General features: G+C 62.3%; 19 protein-coding genes and 3 tRNA genes. 17 read left to right on the top strand and 5 right to left on the bottom strand.

Annotated features, from left to right (window positions below):
* Nucleotides 1–260 precede the first annotated feature (260 nt).
* A tRNA-Val gene (locus tag HW090_RS17390) sits at nucleotides 261–337 on the bottom strand.
* 168 nt (nucleotides 338–505) lie between these two features.
* Here HW090_RS17390 and HW090_RS17385 point away from each other — a divergent pair.
* A complete protein-coding gene (locus tag HW090_RS17385) occupies nucleotides 506–1,789 on the top strand; it encodes an FAD-binding oxidoreductase (RefSeq protein ID WP_179114703.1) in 1,284 nt (427 codons plus the stop codon).
* 80 nt (nucleotides 1,790–1,869) lie between these two features.
* On the opposite strand, the gene HW090_RS17380 is transcribed toward HW090_RS17385, so the two are convergent.
* On the bottom strand, nucleotides 1,870–2,829 hold the full coding sequence (locus tag HW090_RS17380; RefSeq protein WP_373416354.1) for a PA2778 family cysteine peptidase: 960 nt from the start codon (nucleotides 2,827–2,829) through the stop codon (nucleotides 1,870–1,872).
* Entirely contained in the window at nucleotides 2,814–3,215 is a 402-nt protein-coding gene (locus tag HW090_RS17375) for a PA2779 family protein (RefSeq protein WP_179114702.1), read from the bottom strand. Before HW090_RS17375 ends, HW090_RS17380 begins: the two co-directional genes overlap by 16 nt.
* A gap of 166 nt (nucleotides 3,216–3,381) precedes the next feature.
* Here HW090_RS17375 and HW090_RS17370 point away from each other — a divergent pair, with 166 nt between their 5' ends.
* From HW090_RS17370 to HW090_RS17360, 3 genes are all read left to right on the top strand, one after another.
* On the top strand, nucleotides 3,382–3,603 hold the full coding sequence (locus HW090_RS17370; protein WP_179114701.1) for a YgdI/YgdR family lipoprotein: 222 nt from the start codon (nucleotides 3,382–3,384) through the stop codon (nucleotides 3,601–3,603).
* Nucleotides 3,604–3,671: 68 nt separating this feature from the next.
* Nucleotides 3,672–3,748 (top strand) — tRNA-Pro (locus HW090_RS17365).
* A 137-nt stretch (nucleotides 3,749–3,885) separates the two neighbouring features.
* A tRNA-Met gene (locus tag HW090_RS17360) sits at nucleotides 3,886–3,962 on the top strand.
* A 42-nt stretch (nucleotides 3,963–4,004) separates the two neighbouring features.
* Here HW090_RS17360 and HW090_RS17355 read toward each other — a convergent pair.
* Nucleotides 4,005–5,498, bottom strand: a complete 1,494-nt coding sequence (locus HW090_RS17355) for an MFS transporter (RefSeq protein WP_179114954.1) — start codon at nucleotides 5,496–5,498, stop codon at nucleotides 4,005–4,007.
* Between the two features lie 119 nt (nucleotides 5,499–5,617).
* Between HW090_RS17355 and HW090_RS17350 the strand changes: the two genes are divergently transcribed.
* From HW090_RS17350 to HW090_RS17295, 12 genes are all read left to right on the top strand, one after another.
* Nucleotides 5,618–7,168 carry a LysM peptidoglycan-binding domain-containing protein gene (locus HW090_RS17350; RefSeq protein ID WP_179114700.1) on the top strand — a complete coding sequence of 517 codons (1,551 nt, stop codon included), beginning with the start codon at nucleotides 5,618–5,620 and terminating at the stop codon, nucleotides 7,166–7,168.
* 118 nt (nucleotides 7,169–7,286) lie between these two features.
* Nucleotides 7,287–9,116, top strand: a complete 1,830-nt coding sequence (locus tag HW090_RS17345) for an extracellular solute-binding protein (protein WP_179114699.1) — start codon at nucleotides 7,287–7,289, stop codon at nucleotides 9,114–9,116.
* Nucleotides 9,113–10,984 (top strand): extracellular solute-binding protein, encoded by a 1,872-nt coding sequence (locus HW090_RS17340; RefSeq protein WP_179114698.1) that lies wholly within the window; start codon nucleotides 9,113–9,115, stop codon nucleotides 10,982–10,984. Before HW090_RS17345 ends, HW090_RS17340 begins: the two co-directional genes overlap by 4 nt.
* A gap of 1 nt (nucleotide 10,985) precedes the next feature.
* On the top strand, nucleotides 10,986–12,059 hold the full coding sequence (locus HW090_RS17335) for a microcin C ABC transporter permease YejB (protein ID WP_179114697.1): 1,074 nt from the start codon (nucleotides 10,986–10,988) through the stop codon (nucleotides 12,057–12,059).
* A gap of 6 nt (nucleotides 12,060–12,065) precedes the next feature.
* Nucleotides 12,066–13,085 carry an ABC transporter permease gene (locus HW090_RS17330; protein WP_179114953.1) on the top strand — a complete coding sequence of 340 codons (1,020 nt, stop codon included), beginning with the start codon at nucleotides 12,066–12,068 and terminating at the stop codon, nucleotides 13,083–13,085.
* 1 nt (nucleotide 13,086) lies between these two features.
* On the top strand, nucleotides 13,087–14,712 hold the full coding sequence (locus HW090_RS17325; protein WP_179114696.1) for an ABC transporter ATP-binding protein: 1,626 nt from the start codon (nucleotides 13,087–13,089) through the stop codon (nucleotides 14,710–14,712).
* Between the two features lie 4 nt (nucleotides 14,713–14,716).
* The gene (fabI, locus tag HW090_RS17320) at nucleotides 14,717–15,511 is read left to right on the top strand and encodes an enoyl-ACP reductase FabI (protein WP_179114695.1); all 795 of its coding nucleotides are present in this window, start codon (nucleotides 14,717–14,719) and stop codon (nucleotides 15,509–15,511) included.
* Between the two features lie 236 nt (nucleotides 15,512–15,747).
* Nucleotides 15,748–16,164 (top strand): YqjD family protein, encoded by a 417-nt coding sequence (locus tag HW090_RS17315; protein WP_179114694.1) that lies wholly within the window; start codon nucleotides 15,748–15,750, stop codon nucleotides 16,162–16,164.
* Between the two features lie 23 nt (nucleotides 16,165–16,187).
* Entirely contained in the window at nucleotides 16,188–16,571 is a 384-nt protein-coding gene (locus HW090_RS17310) for a phage holin family protein (RefSeq protein WP_179114693.1), read from the top strand.
* Nucleotides 16,568–16,870: a hypothetical protein gene (locus HW090_RS17305; protein WP_179114692.1), complete on the top strand. Its 303-nt coding sequence runs from the start codon at nucleotides 16,568–16,570 to the stop codon at nucleotides 16,868–16,870. The genes HW090_RS17310 and HW090_RS17305 overlap by 4 nt, the downstream gene beginning before the upstream one ends.
* 169 nt (nucleotides 16,871–17,039) lie before the next feature.
* Entirely contained in the window at nucleotides 17,040–18,371 is a 1,332-nt protein-coding gene (locus HW090_RS17300) for a deoxyguanosinetriphosphate triphosphohydrolase (RefSeq protein WP_179114691.1), read from the top strand.
* 4 nt (nucleotides 18,372–18,375) lie between these two features.
* On the top strand, nucleotides 18,376–19,464 hold the full coding sequence (locus HW090_RS17295; protein ID WP_179114690.1) for an FUSC family protein: 1,089 nt from the start codon (nucleotides 18,376–18,378) through the stop codon (nucleotides 19,462–19,464).
* Here HW090_RS17295 and HW090_RS17290 read toward each other — a convergent pair.
* The gene (locus HW090_RS17290) at nucleotides 19,454–19,795 is read right to left on the bottom strand and encodes a YggL family protein (RefSeq protein ID WP_179114689.1); all 342 of its coding nucleotides are present in this window, start codon (nucleotides 19,793–19,795) and stop codon (nucleotides 19,454–19,456) included. The genes HW090_RS17295 and HW090_RS17290 overlap by 11 nt on opposite strands.
* A gap of 182 nt (nucleotides 19,796–19,977) precedes the next feature.
* Here HW090_RS17290 and dacB point away from each other — a divergent pair, with 182 nt between their 5' ends.
* A complete protein-coding gene (dacB, locus tag HW090_RS17285; protein WP_179114688.1) occupies nucleotides 19,978–21,423 on the top strand; it encodes a D-alanyl-D-alanine carboxypeptidase/D-alanyl-D-alanine-endopeptidase in 1,446 nt (481 codons plus the stop codon).
* The last annotated feature ends 2 nt before the right edge of the window (nucleotides 21,424–21,425 follow it).

Below are 21,425 nucleotides of genomic sequence, written 5' to 3'. Positions count from 1 at the left end.
TCCTAGTGGTGACCCCTACCAAAGGCCACATGGGTTGGGATGAGCCAGTAAAGCGATCCAACGGACAAACCTGCCTCACAGTGGCAGGGCCTTGACTGTCCGCGTGAACCGGAGTCACTGGAAATCGATGAACCGATACAGACCAGCTTGCGAAACCCCGGAACTTCCGAGGCACCTTCGCACCTGAAATTTCGCCAAACAAAAAGGGCGACCCTTGGGCCGCCCTTCTTGTAACTTACGCCATTGCGTAAGCATTTGCTTGGTAGGCACAATTGGATTCGAACCAACGACCCCCACCATGTCAAGGTGGTGCTCTAACCAACTGAGCTATGTGCCTTCAATGGGGGCGCATTCTATAGATACCCTCAGGGGAGTCAAGCACTTTTTTGAGGCTAACCTGCTGATATTCGGAACATTTGCAGAGAGCCCACAAAAAACGCCCATCCATGCCCGCGCCTTTCAGCGCAACAGAGTCTGTATCGCGTATCCGGAACAGGGGTTCATCATGCCGTACACCGACTATCCAGCCTCCTACTATGCCGCTTCGGCCAATCCATCCCCGGCACGCCCACCTCTTGAGGGCGAACTGCAAACTGACGTCTGTGTGATAGGCGCAGGCTATACCGGACTGTCGACAGCCCTCTTTCTACTCGAACAGGGCTTCAAGGTGGTCGTACTGGAGAGCGCTCGCGTCGGCTTCGGCGCTTCCGGGCGCAATGGCGGACAGATCGTCAACAGCTATAGCCGCGACCTGGACACCATAGAGCGCTGCGCCTCCAGCCGGCACGCAGAACTGATCGGCGCCATGGCGTTCGAAGGTGGCCAGATCATTCGCGAGCGCATCTCGCGCTACAACATCGACTGCGACCTCAAGAACGGCGGCATCTTCGCCGCCATCACCAACAAACAGCTCAGGCACCTGGAAGCACAGAAGAACCTCTGGGCTCGCTATGGATATGACCGACTGGAATTGCTGGACGCCAAGGCGATACGCAACGCCGTGGCAAGCGAGCGCTATATAGGTGGAATGCTGGACCTGGGCGGCGGGCATATTCACCCCCTCAACCTTGCCCTGGGCGAGGCAGCCGCAGTGGAGTCTCTTGGAGGCGTGATTTACGAGCAGAGCCCGGCAATCAGAATCGAACGCGGCGAAAATCCGACCGTCCACACCCTCGAAGGGAAAGTGAAGGCCAGCTTCGTCGTGGTTGCAGGAAATGCTTACCTGGGCAATCTGCTACCCGAACTGACCGCAAAGTCGATGCCCTGCGGCACACAAGTCATCGCGACCGAACCACTCAGCAAAGAGCAAGCCGCCGGACTCATTCCACAGGACTACTGCATCGAGGACTGCAACTACCTGCTCGACTACTATCGCCTGTCAGCCGACAAGCGCCTGATCTATGGCGGTGGAGTGGTCTACGGCGCCCGCGACCCTGCCGATATCCAGGCGATCATTCGCCCCAAGATGCTCAAGACCTTCCCGCAACTGGAGAACGTCCGCATCGACTACTCATGGACAGGCAACTTCCTTCTGACCCTGTCGCGCCTGCCGCAGGTCGGCCGCATTGGCAGCAACATCTATTACTCCCAGGGCTGCAGCGGACACGGCGTGACCTACACCCATATCGCCGGAAAGGTACTGGCGGAAGCACTGCGCGGACAGGCTGAACGCTTCGATGCATTCGCCAGCCTGCCACACTACCCATTCCCGGGAGGACACAGCCTGAGGGTGCCGCTCAGCGCGCTCGGTGCGATGTACTACAGCCTGCGCGACCGCCTGGGTTTTTAGTTAACCGAAAGATGCCGGGCCCATCCCATCAGAAATAGGCCCGGCAGCACGAACCGACCAAGCAAACGTCAACACCTCATTCAAGGACAATCCGGCAATGCCTGGCACTGCCCGCGCAAATGCCCCACCGACGAAGGCAAGTCACCATCCAATCGCCGATCATCTGGTGCCAGCTTGCGCGAGCAGGCAAGCGCCATGGATGCTTCAGTAGCGCATCCACTCTCAACCAGCGCGTGGGACAAATTGAACCACGCAGCCGCAAAGCTGGAATCCTTGCCGACACTCTTGCGAAATGCCTGCTCCGCACCTGGCAGATCACCCGAGGAATGAAGACTGTTGCCCAACGCGAACCAGGGCAATGGAGAATCCCAGCGCTCGGCCGCACGCTCATAAGCCAGACGCGCAGCTGGCTGCTGCCCCACCAGCTCAAGGTCACTGGCAGCAGCCAGCCACGGCATCAACTCGGCGGTAGCAGGCAAACTGTCCGGCATCTGCGTCACCGCAGCCCAGCGCCCGCCCTTGTGCCAACTGCGAAGGAACGAGCGAAAATCATCGACCTGCCGCTCAGTCGTCCCGGAGCGCAGAATCACTTCCTGACGCTCCAGGTCATACCCAACCACCACGGCAAAGTGCCATAGAGGCCACTGATCGAAGCCCAGATTCTGCAAGACCAGTACAGGATTGCCCGCAGCGACTTCCGCCAGCACAGCCTCCAATCGCCCGCCCACTGGGTAGACCAGCAGCCCATGGGCTCGCGCCGCAGCCACTATCTCCACCTGCAGGCTGCCCTTGCGCCCCGGGATATAGACGCTATCGACCAACGCCTGCGCACTGGTATCGACACCACGCTGAACCAGCACGGTGGCCAGCGCCGCCGGGCCGCACTGGTATTCGTCCTGGGCGAAAAAAGGCACATCGACCAGTTCGGCCTGCCGAGGCAGATCCAGGCTATCGACCGGAATGACCGGAACGCGCGCGCAAGCCCCGAGCAGGCCAAACAGGAAAAGCAGCGACAGCGAACGGATCAGCGATTGATGCATTTGACGAAGTTGAAGATGTTGGTCGCACACAGCATGTCAGTGATGATGAAGATCACCAGAAACAGCACGATCACACCCAGCACACCCGCACCGGCGGGCGCCTGATCCAACTGCTGATTGAACTGCGCCAGCTCAGCCGGGGTAAGGCTGTTGATGCGATTCTCGACCTGCTGCCGGTCCACACCCATGGACTCGAGCTTCTGCTTGACCGCTTCGTCATCCAGCATGCCGAGCAACTGCTGCTGATCGACTCGCTGCTGTTGCTCGACGATAACTTCGGGCGTCCCGATCATGGCCGCCTGAGCAAGCGGCACCTGGGCGAACAGCATGAAATGCAATGCAGCCACTATCGCAGCGATACGCTTCATGAACATGGACTGGAACATGATGGGACTCTCCTTCTTGTTGAATTAGCCAGCCGCCACCCCAGGTGACAACCACCGCACAATAAGACGCACCACCCACCCTACAGTTCCACAGCGACGACAGCGGGAACTTAACGAGAAGCGCCCCGTCACAATCGACACCTCCCCCTGAAAAAGGAAATCCATCATGCGCTTCCTGCAGCTACCGGCAATGTTGATGATCGCAGCCAGCCTGGCATTGGCCGGCTGCTCCACACCCAGCGTCATCACGCTGGATGACGGCCGGGAAATCCAGACCTTGGACCGCCCGAGCTACGATGAGGACGCAGGTTTCTACGAATACCAATTGCTTGACGGCAGCTCTGGCAAGGTCAACAAGGACCGGGTTCGCACCGTACGTGACCTCTGACTCGACAGAGAAAACCCATGCGCAGACCTTGCCCTGCCAGAAAAAACAGGTAGAATGCGCGCCACCTTCGGAGTGTAGCGCAGCTTGGTAGCGCGTCTCGTTCGGGACGAGAAGGTCGCAGGTTCGAATCCTGTCTCTCCGACCAAATACCATTCCAGTGAAATGGAACCTGAAAAACCGGCCAATGGCCGGTTTTTTTATGCACGCAAAAAAACACATGCAAACACCGTGCAAGTTTCTGATTGACAGAGGAACGTCAGGCTGTAGAATGCGCGCCACAGACGCGGGATGGAGCAGTCTGGTAGCTCGTCGGGCTCATAACCCGAAGGTCGTCGGTTCAAATCCGGCTCCCGCAACCAAACATTGAACCCCGCTGGCGATTGCCAGCGGGGTTTTTTGTTTTATTCGCGAAAAGCATTGTTCCCGCGCGCCCAGCCAACGCGAATGAAAGCACCCGCCCCAAGCAGCAGAGCGGCGGACAATGCCAGAACCGTCGCAAAGGCAAGGTCGAACGCCTGTTTGCCCGCAACAACCAGTGCCTCCGCAGACTCCGGCGTCAATCCCTCCGCAGCCAGCATCGCCTCATCCAGGCTGTCACGCACCATCGCAGGCAACTCGGCGCCCTGGGGCAGAACCAGCGCCAACCCATAGACGGCAGTCAGGACGCTCCCCATCAAGGTAACGCCGATCGCACCGCCCAGCTCATAGGACACCTCCTCTATAGAAGCCGCCATGCCAGCCCTCGACGCGGGAACCGACTGCATGATGGTGCTGGAGGCCGCAGTCATCACGGCCCCCAGCCCGACGCCCAGCACGGCCAGGTAGAAGACTTGCAACCCACGATGAGCATCATAGCCAAACAGATAAGCCAGCATCGCCACGCCCGAGAGCAACAGCGCGGCCACCAGCAAGCGCTCCGCCCCCACACGCGGCAGAAACCATCCCGCCAGAGGCCCCGCGACGAACGCCCCCAGCGGTAAAGGCAGCATGAACAGCCCCGCTTGCAGCGGAGACATGCCCAGCACGAGCTGCAACCGCTGCGTGAAAGCCAGCTCCATGCCGATCAATGCCGCTGCCGCAACCAGCGCCGCGATCACCGCCGAGGAAAATCGGCGGTTGGAAAAAATCGAGAAATCGATCATCGGATCATGGCTACGCCGTTGCCGGCGCACGAACCAGTGGATCAGACCCACGCCAAGCAGCAAGGCCACCAGCGCCCCGAGCACCGAAGCCTCACGCCTGGCCAGTTCCTTGATGGCGAATGCAACCGCAATCAGCCCGAACATGATCTGCAATGAACCACGCCAGTCCCAGACCCTGTCGCCCTTCACCGGCTCCACGGCAATCAACGCCATGCCCAGCGGCAGCGCCACCAGTACGATGGGCACGTTGATCAGGAATACCGAGCCCCACCAGAAGTACTCCAGCAGCAGTCCGCCCAGCAACGGCCCGAGGGCAGCTCCACCGGATGCCACCGAGGCCCAGACGCCAATGGCCAGGGCGCGCTCACGCTCGTCCTCGAACGTCAACCGGATGATCGAAAGCGTGGCCGGCATCATCATCGCCGCGCCGACCGCCAACAAGGCTCGGGCAACAATCAGCATGGCAGGTGATGCCGAATAGGCCGCCCACAGCGACGCCACGCCGAACACCACCAGCCCACTGATGAAGAGCCGCTTGTGGCCAAAACGATCCCCTAGCGCCCCCATACCCAGCAGAAGACCTGACACCACCAATCCATAGATATTGACTATCCATAACTTCTGGGAGGCCGAAGCGCCCAGGTCATGGGTCAGCCTTGGCAGGGCCGTGTACAGCACGGTCATATCGATGACGATCAGCAGCAAAGCGCTGGATATCACCCCAAGAACCAGCCATTTCCTCGAAGCATTCATTAACCGAATCACCTTTGTCCGGAGCCGCGCATAGCATGCTGCGACACCATCGAGCTTGACCCCTGATAGAGGCATTTTTAGAATCCCACCAATTTTGCCCCAGGGATTTTTTCCAGCCAATGCTTTCAAATGCCCTCAAAAGCTCGACTCCAGACGCCTTGGCAGCCTCTGGCAGAGCACTCGCCCTCCTGTTCGCCGTCGCCCTGGCAGGCTGCCAGAACCAGACCACGGTACCGACCGAGCACGTCCAGCCTGTACGTGAGCCGGCGGCTGTCATGCAGATCATCCCCCAGGAAGATGTCTGGCTGATGCAAGCACCCGAGGAAACGCAGACGCCACAGGATATCTGGGCACGAGTGCGCGAGGGCTTCCGACTTCAGGAACACCTGGACAACAATCCACGCATCGAACAGCAGCGGCTGTATTTCGCTGGCCGCGCCAAAAGCATCGAGGCCGCCAGCGTCCGTGGCGCTCCTTATATCCACTACATCGTCGAGCGTCTGGAAGAGCAGGAAATGCCACTGGAACTGGCGCTCCTGCCCATCATCGAGAGCGCCTACGACCCCTTCGCCTATTCGCCTTCACAGGCCGTTGGCCTCTGGCAGTTCATCCCGTCCACCGGGCGCAACTTCAACCTGCGCCAGACCAACTGGTACGACGGTCGCCGCGACATCACAGCCTCGACCCATGCCGCCCTGCGCTACATGAACTACCTGCACAGCCTGTTCAACGGCGACTGGCTGCTGGCACTGGCGGCCTACAATGCCGGCGAAGGCACCGTGAGCCGGGCCATCGAGCGCAACCAGAAACTGGGACTACCGACGGACTACTGGAACCTGTCACTGCCCCAGGAGACACGCGACTACGTGCCCAAATTACTGGCGCTGTCGCAACTGGTGCTGGCACCACAAGCCTACGGCATCAACCTGAACCCCATCGCCAACGAGCCCTACTTCGAGGCGATTGCCCTGAAGCAGCCGGTGGCGCTGTCGCAGATCGCAAAACTGGCCGAGCTCGACGAAGACGAAATCTACCAACTCAACCCGGCCTTCACCCGCCGCATCACCCAGGACGGCCCACAGCAATTGCTGGTTCCCTCGGAGAAGGCGGAAATGCTGATGGCCAACCTGGCGCTGATGAAGCCCCAGGAGCCGGTACAGTGGCAGCAATACAAAGTGCGCGCCGGCGACACCCTGGGCTCCATCGCCAACCGTCACAGCCTGTCCGTCTCGGTCATACGCGACATCAATCGCCTGCCCCATGATCGACTGCGCATTGGCCAGACACTCAATATCCCCGGCGCCGACGGGCAATCCCTGCATGTCGTCAAACACTCGCCGGCACCACGCAGCTACCGCGTAAAGACCGGAGACAACCTCTGGGACATCGCCAAATCACAACGCGTATCCGTGCGTGACCTGCAACGCTGGAACAACCTGTCAGGCAGCAGTCTGAAAGTCGGCCAGACCCTGCATTTGCAGGACAACGGTACTGGCATCCGGGCCAATGGGCAGCGCACACCGACCTATTACCAGGTCAAGCCAGGCGACTCCCTCCACCGGATCGCCAAGCGCTTCAACATTCGAATCAACCACCTCAAGAACTGGAACCCCCAGCAGACCGCCGCCCTCAAACCCGGCCAGACCCTGACCCTGTACCTCGCCAGATAAGCCCTCATGGCGCGCCAGTGCAGGCCCTGCCCGGCACTGGCGCACTGAGGCGAGCTTTTTCCCGGCAATACAAGCTGTTACTGTAATCGACCGTCAGACTCCGAGTGCTCCACGGATCGTGCACCCAATCGTCCTCCTGCTGCTCTGCCTCAGCGCCAGCTTCGGCGCTCTCGCCGCCCCCCATGAAAGCCATGGCTACGCTCAGTTCGGCACGCTCAAATATCCAGCGAACTTCACCCATTTCGCCTGGGTGAACGCGCAGGCACCCAAGGGCGGCACGGTTCGCCTGATGGCCACGGGCACCTTCGATACGCTCAATCCCTATACCTTCAAGGGCATCAGCCCGAGCGCGACTGCCAGCTTCACCCAGTACGGCATCAACGAGTTCAACGAGCCACTGATGGCTGGCACCGGCATCTACGACCCCTCCGGGGATGAACCGGCTTCCAGCTATGGGCTGATCGCCCGCTCGGTCGAATACGCCGAGAATCGCAGTTGGGTGGTCTTCAACCTGCGCAAGTCGGCGCGTTTCCATGACGGCATCCCGATCACCGCCTATGACGTGGCCTTCTCCTACCGCACACTCATCCGCGACGGGCATCCGCAGTACCGCACCAACCTCAAGGGTGTGAAGCGGGTCGATATCCTCGGCCGGCACCGCATCCGCTTCGTCTTCGATGCTCCGGACAACGGCCTGCTGCTGATGCGCCTGGGCGAATTACCGGTATTGCCGCAGCACTACTGGAAAGACCGCGACTTCAAGGCCACCACCTTCGAAGCGCCGTTGGGCAGCGGCCCTTACCGCATCACGCAGGTGCAACCGGGACGGAGAGTCGTCTTCGAACGGGTGAAGGACTGGTGGGGCACCGACCTCCCGGTCAACCGCGGCAAATACAATTTCGACCGGGTCGAGGTCGAGTTCTACCGCGACAACACCGTGGCCTTCGAAGCCTTCAAGGTCGGCGCTTTCGATATCTTCCTGGAGAACCAGGCGAAGAACTGGTCCAGTTCCTACCAGTTCCCCGCCGTGCTGCGTGGCGACGTGATACGGGCGGAAATCCCGCACCAGATTCCCACGCCGGTGCAGACACTGTTCATGAACACCCGCCGCGCGGCGTTCAACGACACCCGCGTTCGCGAAGCACTGGGACTGATGTTCGACTTCCAGTGGACCAACCGCGCGCTGTTCTACGACGCCTACCAGCGCAGCGGAAGCTACTACCCCAACAGCGACTTCGCCGCCACCGGCACACCACGCGGCGCCGAGTGGCTGTTGCTCTCGCCCCATCGCAAGCAATTGCCCAAGGCACTGTTCAGCCAGGCCTTCACCCTGCCGCACACCGAAGGGCGCGGCATTCCCCGGGAGAACATGCGCCGCGCCCTGTCCCTGCTGGGCAAGGCCGGCTTCCGACCGACCGGAGAACGCCTGGAGAACGCCCAGGGGCAACCGCTACGCTTCGAGATACTGCTGGTCAATCCGCGCCTGGAACGCATTCTCCAGCCCTACGTGGAAAGCCTCTCGCGCATCGGCATACAGGCCAGGGTACGCAGCGTGGACAGCGCCCAGTACAAGCAGCGCCTGGACCAGTACGACTTCGACATGATCCTGATGACGCTGCCGCAGAGCCTGAGCCCCGGCATGGAGCAGTGGCTGTACTTCCACTCCAGCCAGGCGGACGTGAAAGGCGGACGCAACTACGCCGGCATCAAGAACCCGGTCATCGACGAACTGTTGCAGAAGCTCCTGGCGGCCCGTACACGTGACGAACAGATCGCCGCCACCCGCGCCATCGACCGCGTCCTGCTGTGGAACCACTACAGCATTCCCAACTGGTACATCGATCATCACCGCCTGGCCTATCGAAACCGCTTCGCCCATGTCACCACCCCGCCCTATACGCTCGGGTTGCGTGCCTGGTGGCTGAAAGACCTGGAGACGGCACAATGACCCAACGCAATCGGCATGGATTTCTCGCAGGCCTTGGCCTGATCGCCCTCGCCTGCCTCGGCGGCCCATTGCAGGCCGGCCCGCGTCACGCACTGACACTGTACGACGAGCCGCCCAAGTACCCGGCGGGCTTCCAGCACTTCGACTATGTCAACCCCGATGCGCCCAAGGGCGGCGTGCTGCGCCAGAGCGGCTTCGGCAGCTTCGACTCGCTCAATCCGTTCATCAACAAGGGCGTGCCGGCGGACGATATCAGCCTGGTCTACGACACCCTCACCACCAACAGCCTGGACGAGCCTCTCAGCGTCTACGGTCTGCTGGCACAGAAGATCGAGAAAGCCCCTAACAGCACCTGGGTGCGCTTCTACATCAACCCACAAGCGCGCTTCCACGATGGCCAGCCGGTCACCGCCGAGGACGTGATCTTCACCTTCGAGACCCTGACCACCCAGGGCCAGCCGTTCTACCGTGCCTATTACGCGGACGTCGACAAGGTCCGCGCCGAAGGCAGGCTGCAAGTGCGCTTCGACTTCAAGCGCAGTAACCGCGAACTGCCGATGATCCTCGGCCAGATGCCAGTCCTGCCCAAGCACTGGTGGGCCGGACGCGACTTCAACAGCGGCAACCTGGAGGAGCCACTCGGCAGCGGCCCCTATCGCGTCGGCAAGATGCGCGCCGGACGTTCCATCAGCTATGAACGGGTCGAGGACTACTGGGGCAAGGACCTGCCGGTCAACCGAGGCTTCTACAATTTCGACCGGGTCGACATCGACTACTACCGGGACAATTCGGTGGCCCTGCAGGCCTTCAAGGCCGGGCAGTTCGACTACTGGCTGGAGATCAGCGCGAAGAACTGGGCGACTGCCTACAAGATCCCGGCAGTGGCCGACGGGCGGATCGTCCGCGACGAAATCGAAAACCATAACCCGACCGGCATGCAGGGCTTCGTCTTCAATACCCGCAAGCCGCTGCTGCAAGACCGCAAGGTGCGCAAGGCCCTGACGCTGCTGTTCGACTTCGAATGGGCCAACCGCAACCTGTTCAACGGCTCCTACTCGCGCACCCTGAGCTACTTCGACAATTCCGAGCTGGCCTCCAGTGGCCTGCCCGGCAAGGACGAATTGAAAATTCTGGAACCCTTGCGTGGAAAGATTCCAGACGAAGTCTTCGAGCAGACCTTCAGCCTGCCGACCACACAAGCCAACGGCATCATCCGCGAGCAGCAGCGCGAAGCCTATCAACTGCTCACCGAGGCCGGCTGGAAGGTCGAGAACGACCGCATGCTCGACGCCAATGGCCAGCCGGTGAAGCTGGAGTTCCTGCTGGCCCAGACCGAATTCGAACGCATCCTGCTGCCCTACAAGCGCAACCTGGCCGACCTCGGCATCGAACTGGAAATCCGTCGGGTCGATGTCTCCCAGTACATCAACCGCCTGCGCTCACGTGATTTCGACATGATCGTCAGCGGCTTCGGGCAATCCAGCTCCCCCGGCAACGAACAGCGTGAGTTCTGGCATTCGGCGAGCGCCGACAACCCCGGCAGCCGCAACTTCATCGGCCTGCGCGACCCGGCCATCGACCGCATCGTCGATGGCCTGATCGCCGCCGATTCGCGCCAGGAGCTGGTTGCCCATACCCGTGCCCTCGACCGGGTGCTGCTGTGGGGCTACTACGTCGTCCCCAACTGGCACATCAAGACCTGGCGCGTCGCCTACTGGAATCACCTGCAACACCCGGCCATCTCCCCCGACCACGACGTCGGCCTGATGACCTGGTGGAGCAAACCCGACGCCCGCAAGGCCAAGGCAGACGCCGACGAGCGTGCCAAGGCCGACAAGCTCGGCGAAGCCGACAGCGCGGAGCAATGACATGCTGGCCTATATTTTCCGTCGGCTGCTGCTGATTGTTCCCACCCTGTTCGGCATCCTGCTGATCAACTTCCTCATCATCCAGGCCGCTCCCGGTGGCCCGGTGGAGCAGGCCATCGCCAAGCTGGAAGGCTTCGACGGCGCCACCAGCCGCATTGCCGGCGGTGGCTCCGAAGTCGCCGCGGCCGGCGCCAACTACCGTGGCGCCCAGGGCCTGGATCCGGAACTGATCGCCGAGATCGAACGCCTCTACGGCTTCGACAAACCGGCCCACGAGCGCTTCTGGATCATGCTCACCAACTACCTGAGGCTGGACTTCGGCGAGAGCTTTTTCCGCGATGCCAAGGTCATCGACCTGATCGTCGAGAAGATGCCGGTGTCCATTTCCCTCGGGTTATGGAGCACGCTGATCATGTACCTGGTGTCGATCCCGCTGGGTATCGCCAAGGCCACCCGCCACGGCAGCCCGTTCGACGTCTGGACCAGCTCGGCGATCGTCGTCGGCTACGCGATCCCGGCATTCCTGTTCGCCATCCTGCTGATCGTGCTGTTCGCCGGTGGCAGCTACTGGAACTGGTTCCCGCTGCGTGGCCTGACCTCGAACAATTTCGAGGACCTCAGTACCGCCGGCAAGATCCTCGACTACTTCTGGCACCTGGCGCTGCCGGTGACCGCCCTGGTGATCGGCAACTTCGCCACCCTCACCCTGCTGACCAAGAACAGCTTTCTCGACGAAATCAACAAGCAGTACGTGATCACCGCCCGCGCCAAGGGCCTGAGCCGCACCCGCGTGCTCTATGGCCACGTGTTCCGCAACGCCATGCTGATCATCATCGCCGGCTTCCCTGCAGCCTTCATCGGCATGTTCTTCACCGGCTCGCTGCTGATCGAGGTGATCTTCTCCCTCGACGGCCTGGGCCTGATGAGCTTCGAGGCGGCGATCAACCGCGACTACCCGGTGGTGTTCGGCACGCTGTTCCTGTTCACCCTGCTCGGATTGCTGGTCAAGCTGGTCGGCGACCTGGCCTACACCCTGATCGATCCGCGCATCGACTTCGACAGCCGGGAGGGTTGAACCGTGATCAAACTGTCCCCCATCAACCAGCGCCGCTTCGCCCTGTTCAAGGCGCACAAGCGTGGCTGGTGGTCGCTCTGGCTGTTCCTCGCGCTATTCGGCCTGAGCCTTGGCGCCGAGCTGATCGCCAACGACAAGCCGATCGTGGTGCGCTACGACGGCGAGTGGTATTTCCCGGTGTTCAAGCGCTACGCGGAAACCACCTTCGGCGGCGAGTTCCCGTTGCAGGCCAACTACAAGAGCCCCTATATACAGGAACTGATCGAGGAGAAAGGCGGCTGGATGGTCTGGCCACCGATTCCGTTCGACTACACCAGCATCAACTACGACCTGCAGGTGCCTGCTCCTGCACCACCCTCGGGCGAGAACTGGCTGGGCACCGACGATCAGGGCCGCGACGTGCTGGCGAGGGTGATCTACGGCTTCCGTATCTCGGTGCTGTTCGCCCTGACCCTGACCCTGATCAGCTCGGTGGTCGGCGTGGTGGCCGGCGCCCTGCAAGGCTTCTACGGCGGCTGGGTCGACCTGCTCGGCCAGCGCCTGCTGGAGATCTGGTCGGCGCTGCCGGTGCTCTACCTGCTGATCATCCTCGCCAGCTTCGTGCAGCCGAATTTCTGGTGGCTGCTGGGGATCATGCTGCTGTTCTCCTGGATGAGCCTGGTGGATGTGGTGCGCGCCGAGTTCCTGCGTGGGCGCAACCTGGAATACGTGCGCGCGGCGCGGGCGCTGGGCATGGGCAACGGCGCCATCATGTTCCGCCATATCCTGCCCAATGCGATGGTCTCCACCATGACCTTCATGCCCTTCATCCTCACCGGCGCCATCGGCACCCTGACCGCGCTGGACTTCCTCGGCTTCGGTCTGCCGGCCGGCTCGCCGTCGCTGGGCGAACTGGTCGCCCAGGGCAAGGCCAACCTGCAGGCGCCCTGGCTGGGCATCAGCGCCTTCATGGTGCTGGCGATCATGCTGACGCTGCTGGTGTTCATCGGCGAGGCCGCCCGCGATGCCTTCGACCCGAGGAAATGACATGGACCAGAACCTGATCGAAGTACGCGACCTGGCGGTCGAGTTCAGCCACAGTGGCCAGGGCGGCGGCCAGCGGGCCGTGGAGAACGTCAGCTTCACCCTGCGACGGGGCGAAACCCTGGCGCTGGTGGGCGAAAGCGGCTCGGGCAAGTCCGTCACCGCCCACTCGATCCTGCGCCTGCTACCGGCCCAGGCCAGCCATCCGACCGGGCAGATCCACTACGCCGGGCAGGACCTGCTGCGCGCCAGCGAGAAGCAGATGCGCGGCATTCGCGGCAACCGCATCGCCATGGTCTTCCAGGAGCCGATGACCTCGCTCAATCCGCTGCACAGCATCGGCAAGCAGATCAACGAAGTGCTCGCCCTGCACAAGGGCCTGCGCGGCAAGGCGGCCACGGCACGCACCCTGGAGTTGCTGGAACTGGTCGGCATTCCCGAACCGGCCAAGCGCATTCGCGCCTTTCCCCACGAACTCTCGGGCGGCCAGCGCCAGCGCGTGATGATCGCCATGGCCCTGGCCAATGAACCGGAACTGCTGATTGCCGACGAGCCGACCACCGCGCTGGACGTCACCGTACAGCTGAAAATCCTCGAACTGCTCAAGGAATTGCAGGCGCGCCTGGGCATGGCCCTGCTGCTGATCAGCCACGACCTCAACCTGGTACGCCGCATCGCCCACCGCGTATGTGTCATGCAGCGCGGTCGCGTCGTCGAAGAAGCGGATTGCGAGACGCTGTTCGAATCGCCGCAGCATCCGTACACCCGTGAGCTGCTGGGCGCGGACCCGAGTGGCATGCCGGTTGATGTCGAGAACGCAGCACCGATGCTGCAGGCACGTGACCTGCGTATCTGGTTCCCGATCCGCAAAGGGCTGCTGCGACGTACTGTCGGGCATATCAAGGCGGTCGACGGTGTAACCTTCGAACTGCCCCGTGGGCAGACACTGGGCATCGTCGGCGAAAGCGGCTCGGGCAAGTCCACACTGGGCCTGGCCATCCTGCGCTTGATCGCCAGCCAGGGCGAGATTCTGTTCCAGGGGCAATCGCTGCAAGGCTTGTCGCAGCGACAAGTACGCCCGCTGCGGCGGCAGATGCAGGTGGTCTTCCAGGACCCCTTCGGCAGCCTCAGCCCACGCATGTCGGTCGGGCAGATCGTCGGTGAAGGACTGCGCATACACGGCATGGGCAACGAGGAGGAACAGGAACGGGCGATCATCGCCGCGCTGGAGGAAGTCGGCCTGGATGCGGCGACCCGCCACCGCTACCCCCACGAGTTTTCCGGTGGGCAGCGCCAGCGCATCGCCATCGCCCGGGCATTGGTACTGAAGCCGGCGCTGATCCTGCTGGACGAGCCGACCTCGGCACTGGATCGGACGGTACAGCGGCAAGTGGTCGAACTCCTGCGCTCATTGCAGGCAAAATACGACCTGACCTACCTGTTCATCAGCCATGACCTGGCGGTGGTACGGGCGCTGAGTCACCAGATCATGGTGATCAAGCAGGGCCAGGTAGTCGAACAGGGCGCGGCACGCGATATCTTTGCCGCACCGCAACACCCTTACACCCAACAGTTGCTGGAGTCGGCCTTCCTGGCCCCGGCAGCAGATGAACCAGCAGAAAAAGGATAAACACATGGGTTTTCTTACCGGCAAGCGCATCCTGATCGTCGGCGTGGCCAGCAAGCTGTCCATCGCTTCGGGCATCGCCGCCGCCATGCACCGTGAAGGCGCCGAACTGGCATTCACCTACCAGAATGAAAAGCTCAAGGGCCGCGTCGAAGAGTTCGCCAGCGGCTGGGGCTCCAATCCTGAGCTGTGCTTCCCCTGCGACGTGGGCAATGACGAAGACATCACCAAGGTCTTCGAAGCGCTGGCACAGAAGTGGGACGGCCTCGACGGCATCGTCCATTCGGTCGGCTTCGCCCCCGGTGACCAGCTCAACGGCGACTTCACCGAAGTCACCACCCGCGAAGGCTTCAAGATCGCTCACGACATCAGCGCCTACAGCCTGGTCGCACTGGCCAAGGCCGGTCGCGAGCTGATGAAGGAGCGCAACGGCAGCATCCTCACCCTCTCCTACCTGGGTGCCGAGCGCACCATGCCCAACTACAACGTCATGGGCATGGCCAAGGCCAGCCTGGAAGCCGGTGTACGTTACCTGGCCGGTAGCCTCGGTCCGGAAGGCATCCGCGTCAACGCCATCTCCGCCGGCCCGATCCGCACCCTGGCCGCCAGCGGCATCGCCAGCTTCCGCAAGATGCTGGCCGCCAACGAGAAGCAGACTCCGCTGCGTCGTAACGTGACCATCGAGGAAGTCGGCAACGCCGGCGCCTTCCTCTGCTCGGACCTCGCCTCGGGCATCAGCGGTGAAATCCTCTACGTCGATGGCGGCTTCAACACCACCGCCATGGGCAACCTGGAAGACTGATCCCTCCGGCGAAAGCCAATCGCACGCTGAAAGCGCTCGACGCAGGACGACAGGCCCCGGCCTCTCGTCCTGCTCGACAGCCTTCAGCGCGCCCTCCCTGCTCCATCTTCGGCCGCACGCCTGCCTCATTCCCCCTTGTCCCGCCCCCGCAAACAGTGGGAACCTTGCCGCAGTCCGGGGCTCGAAACCCTGTGGGACACGATCGTCCCATCGCAACTGACCATGAGGAGAGGCAAATGGCTGTCGAATCAAGCAAGGCAAGTGCAAGCAAAGCCAAGAAGGCCGTTGAAGAGGCTGTCGACGACGTACTGGAGCCTTCCAGGCCGCTGATCGACAAGGAAGCCCACCGCCGCAACCTGCAGAACGCCCAGAGCGCACTGATCGACGAATTCCACACCCTGATCGCCGACACCGAGCGCCTGCTCCAGTACACCCAGGAAACCGCTGGCGAACAGAGCGATGAACTGCGCGACAAGGTCAACGAAAACCTCGCACGGGCCCGCGAGCTGATCAAGGAAACCGAGAGCAGCGTGCGTGACCAAGGGCAAGCTGCCCTGCAGAACACCGAACAATACATCCAGGACAACCCCTGGAAATCCATCGGCATCGCTGCCGGCGTGGGCTTTCTGGTCGGTCTGCTGACTCGCCGCTGAACACCTGCGACAGGGGAATTCGAATGGATGCAAGGCAATCCAGCGACGCGCCACAAGGGCCATCGCTGAAAAAACTGGGAGGTGCCCTGGCAGGTTTGCTGCAAGGGCACCTGGAACTGCTGGGCATCGAGTTCCAGGAGGAAAAGGCCCGTACCTTCCGCCTGTTCCTGCTGGCCGGGATCAGCCTGATCCTCAGCCTGCTGATTCTGGTGGGGCTGTCGGCTGCTGTCGTCATCGTCTTCTGGGACGACCACCGTATCGCGGCGATCCTCGGGCTGTGCGCGGCCTATGCCATCGGGCTGGCCGTTTGCATCCTGCACGCCATACGGCTGGTGAAAGCCGGTGCCACGCCATTCGAAGCCACCTTGCAGGAACTCGCCCGCGACCGGGAGCGCCTACTGCCATGAGCCGTCCACTGAGTCATGCCGCACAACGACAGGCACGCAAGGAACTGGTACGCCTGCGCATGGAAATGAACCGCCAGCAGTTGCGCTACAACGCGCGCCCATTGCTGGAGCCATTGCGCCAGGTGAGGAATGTGGTCGAGGCACGTCGTGAGCAGGCGACCTCCAGGAAACCCCTGGCAATCGCCGCAACGATCGTGCTCGGCCTGTTCGGCCGGCGCCTGGGACGGGTCGGCCAACTGGCGAGAATCGCCCTCGCGGCTTACCCCATCATCCAGGGGCTGCGCAAGCAGCGCTCCTGACCACGGGCACAGAAAAGCCATGCAGGCGAAGCACGCTGTCGCCTGCATGGCCTCGCTCATACACCTACCCCCGCAGAATCGGCCTGGACGGGCGGACGTCCCGGTGTGACCTGAATGGAAGTCTGGCATTCTGATACTCGGTCATACTGAATGCTCAGGAGAGAAGTCATTGGATTGGCATACCCTGCTCAACCGCGAACGCCTCGGCAAGGAGCTGCACAGCTCCCAGGAGCCGGGCCGTAGTCCTTTTCACAAGGACCATGACCGCATCATCTTCTCCGGTGCGTTTCGCCGCCTCGGGCGCAAGACACAGGTGCACCCGGTATCCAGCAACGACCATATCCACACGCGCCTGACCCACTCGCTGGAAGTGAGCTGCGTCGGACGCTCGCTCGGCATGCGCGTCGGCGAAGTATTGCGCAGCGAACTGCCCGCCTGGTGCGACCCAGCCGACCTCGGCATGATCGTGCAATCCGCCTGTCTGGCACACGACATCGGCAACCCGCCCTTCGGTCACTCCGGCGAGGACGCCATTCGTCACTGGTTCCAACAGGCCGCCGCACGCGGCTGGCTGGACGACATGGACGATGCGCAGCGCGATGACTTCCTCAACTTCGAAGGCAACGCCCAGGGCTTCCGGGTGCTGACGCAACTGGAATACCACCAGTTCGACGGCGGCACCCGGCTGACCTACGCCACCCTGGGCACCTACCTGAAATACCCCTGGACTTCACGCCACGCGCACGCGCTGGGCTACAAGAAGCACAAGTTCGGCTGTTATCAGAAAGAACTGCCGATCCTCGAGCAGATCACCAGCAAACTGGGTATGCCGTTGCAGCAGGACCAGCACTGGGCCAGGCACCCGCTGGTGTACCTGATGGAAGCCGCCGACGACATCTGCTACGGCCTGATCGACCTGGAAGATGGTCTGGAAATGGAGCTGCTCGAGTACGCGGAAGTCGAAGCGCTGTTGTTGGGTCTGGTCGGCGACGACCTGCCGGAAACCTACCGCCAACTCGGGCCACGCGACTCACGCCGGCGCAAGCTGGCGATCCTGCGCGGCAAGGCCATCGAACACCTGACCAACGCGGCAGCCAAGGCTTTTGTCGACCAGCAATCCAGCCTGCTTGCCGGAGAGCTTGCCGGCGACCTGGTCGAGCATATGCATGGCCCGGCCAAGCAATGCGTGCTGCGCGCCAAGGCCATGGCGCGGGAGAAGATATTTCAGGACAAGCGCAAGACCCTGCACGAGATCGGCGCCTACACCACCCTGGAGATTCTGCTCAATGCATTCTGCGGCGCGGCACTGGAGCAGCATGGCGGCAAATCGTTGTCCTTCAAGAACCAGCGCATTCTCGATCTTCTCGGCAACAATGCACCCTCGCCGACCTGCTCGCTCTATGAAGCCTTCCTGCGCATGATCGACTTCATTGCCGGCATGACCGACAGCTATGCCACGGAAATGGCGGGAGAGATGACTGGTCGCTCCAGTCCGGTATAACGCAATGGCCAAGACGAAACCCAGATTCCTGCGACAGACCCTGCACTGGCAACCCGGCCGCCCCGCCTGGGGCCCCGCCGTGGTCGCCGGTCTTGGTTGCGCCCTGCCCTTGCTGCTGGGCCTGTTCAGCGGCCACCCGGGCTTTCTCTGGGCGACGGTCGGTGCCTTCCAGGCCGCCAAGGCCAACCCCCTGCACCGCTTCGGCATGCTGCGCATGCTGCTGTTGATCTTTCTTGGCGCCACCAGCGCCGGGCTCGGCTTCTGGGCCGCACCTCATCCGCTGATCAGCCTGGGACTGTTCGCCTTCTACGGCCTGCTACTGGCCTGGCTGCAGCGTTACGGCAGCGAGGCGGGCAAACTGGGTATCGGCCTGGCCATCTGCCTGTGCCTGGGCCAGGGTCAGTACGGCATCGCCGACTTCAACAACCCGCAGGCCATCGCCGTGCTGTTCGCCCTCGGCGGCCTCTGGGTCACCTTGCTGGCATTCGGTCTGCGTGGCCTGCATGGCCTGCGCATGTGGCCGTACATGCCACGCCTGATGAGCATCATCCGCACCCTGCACCGGCAGGCCCGGCGTACGCCGATCCGGCAGTGGCGACTGCATGCGCTGACTTACCTGGTCGCCTGCTCGGCAGCGGGATTGCTGGTCAACCTGGCCGAACTGCCTCGCGGCTACTGGCTGACACTGGCGGTATTCACCACCTTGCAGATGGACCTGCGCGACAGCCTGCTACGGGCGCTACAAGCCAGCCTGGGCATACTCGCGGCAGCCACGGCGCTGATCTACATGGGGCACAGCCTGTCCGACCCACCCCTGATGGTGATGATCATGCTGCCGATGATCATGCTCAGCCGGGCATTCCAGGCCAATCACTATGGGTTGTTCGTGCTACAGACGACCTTGTGCTTCCTGCTGCTGGCGGAAACCCTGGCCAATGACTGGCACTTGCCGGAAATCAGGCTGATCAATGCCGCGTTGGGCGTGGGACTGAGCCTGCTGGTCATCGTCGTGATGCACTTCGTGGCAAAAGGACTCGACCGGCTCAGGGAGCGCAGAGGCACGAAGGCCTCTGCTGGAGGGATCACGCAGTGACGTTGACCGGCCTTTCCGGGTACCAGACGTCCATCAGCGGGCTGGCGGTGAACTCAGCCAGTTCGCCACGGCCGGAGAGCCACGTCTGCACCTGCTGACGCTGCTCATCGTTGACCGAGCCACGACGGGCCAGGCAGACGAAGCCATAGTCTTCACCGCCGACATAGCCCAGTTCCAGCCCGTCCAGTGCAGTCAGGAAGGCATAGAGGAAGTCATCGCGCTCGCTGTCACCGGCATTTTCCTTATAGGTCAGGTTGACCTCGAAACCCAGTTCCTGAAATTCGTCGACACAGAGCTTCTTGCGCAAACGACGCGAACGATTGGTCGCCATGGGGGTGCATCCTCTCTACAGGTGGTGGTGGCGCGCACTCTACCAGCTAGGCGATGACAAGGCGATCAAAGCACAGGACGGGATGTCTCAAGCGGCACGATAGTCCGTACAATGGCCGACTTCAAAAGCGGATTCGTGACGGCCGCCTGTCCTCTTCACACCCTGCACAGACTATTTTCACCATGAGAAGATTTTTTCGTTATCTCGTAGTGGGTGCCCTGACCGCCCCCCTGGCCTTTTCTACCCTGGCCGCCCCGATCCACCAGACCCTGCCAGCCGCCGTCGAGCAGGCGCTCAAGCGCAACAAGATAGAGTCCTCCGCGCTTTCCCTGGTGATGCTGCCACTGACTGGCAACGCCACCCCGACCATCGTCAACGCCGATGTCTCGGTCAACCCGGCCTCGACCATGAAGCTGGTGACCACCTACGCCGCCCTGGAGATGCTCGGCCCGACCCATCAGTGGCGCACCGAGTTCTATGCCGACGGCCCGCTCAAGGACGGAGTCCTCAATGGCAACCTCTACCTCAAGGGCGGCGGCGACCCCAAGCTGAACATGGAGCGCCTGTGGCTGCTGCTGCGGGACCTGCGCGCGAATGGCGTGCGCCAGGTCACCGGCGACCTGGTGCTCGACCGCAACTATTTCGTCCAGCCAGAACTGCCGCAATTCGACGATGACGGCGGCGACAGCAACAAGCCCTACCTGGTCGGGCCGGATTCGCTGCTGGTCAACCTCAAGGCCATGCGCTTCGTCGCGCGTAACGATGCCGGCAAGGTCGAGATCGCCGTCGAACCGCCGATCGCCACGGTACGCATCGACAATCGCGTGCAGAGCCTGCCCGCCGCCAAATGCCCCGGCTGGCCGGAGGTCGTCTACAACCCGATCAAGAATGCCGACGGCAGCGAAGTCACCGTGGTCGTCAGCGGCAAGCTGCACGTCGGTTGCAGCTCGCAGACCTACCTCTCCGTGCTCGACCACCAACACTATGCGGCGGGCGCAGTACGCGCCATCTGGAAGGAACTGGGCGGCAATGTCCAGGGCCATGATCGCCTGGGCACCGTGCCGAAGGATGCCCGCCTGCTGGCCAGGGCCCTCTCGCCCGACCTGGTGGAAATCATCCGCGACATCAACAAGTACAGTAACAACACCATGGCCCGGCAACTGTTCCTGAGCCTCGGCGCCAGCTTCCGCAACGATGCCGACGGTGACGATGCCAAGGCGGCGCAACGGGTCATCCGCCAGTGGCTGGCGAAGAACAAGATGATCTCCCCGCACCTGGTGATGGAAAACGGCTCAGGGCTGTCGCGCGCCGAACGTGTCAGCGCCCGCGAGCTTGGCGCCATGCTGCAGAACGCCTGGCGCAGCCCCTACGCCGCGGAGTTCATCTCATCCATGCCGATCGCCGCCCGGGACGGCACCATGCGCAAGCGACTGCTCAATACCGGCGTCGCCGGCCAGGCGCATATCAAGACCGGCACCCTCAACACCGTCCGCGCCATCGCCGGCTACAGCCGCGACAAGCACGGCGATGTCTGGGCGGTGGTCGCCATCCTCAATCACCCACGCCCCTGGGGCGCCTCTGCGGTGCTCGATCAGGTGCTGATCAACCTCTACAGCCAGGCCCGCTGAAA

The sequence above is a fragment of the Pseudomonas sp. ABC1 genome (assembly GCF_013395055.1).
GTDB lineage: Bacteria > Pseudomonadota > Gammaproteobacteria > Pseudomonadales > Pseudomonadaceae > Stutzerimonas.
The sequence above is the reverse complement of the archived record's forward strand: the minus strand, read 5'-3'. Positions and strand labels throughout refer to the sequence as shown.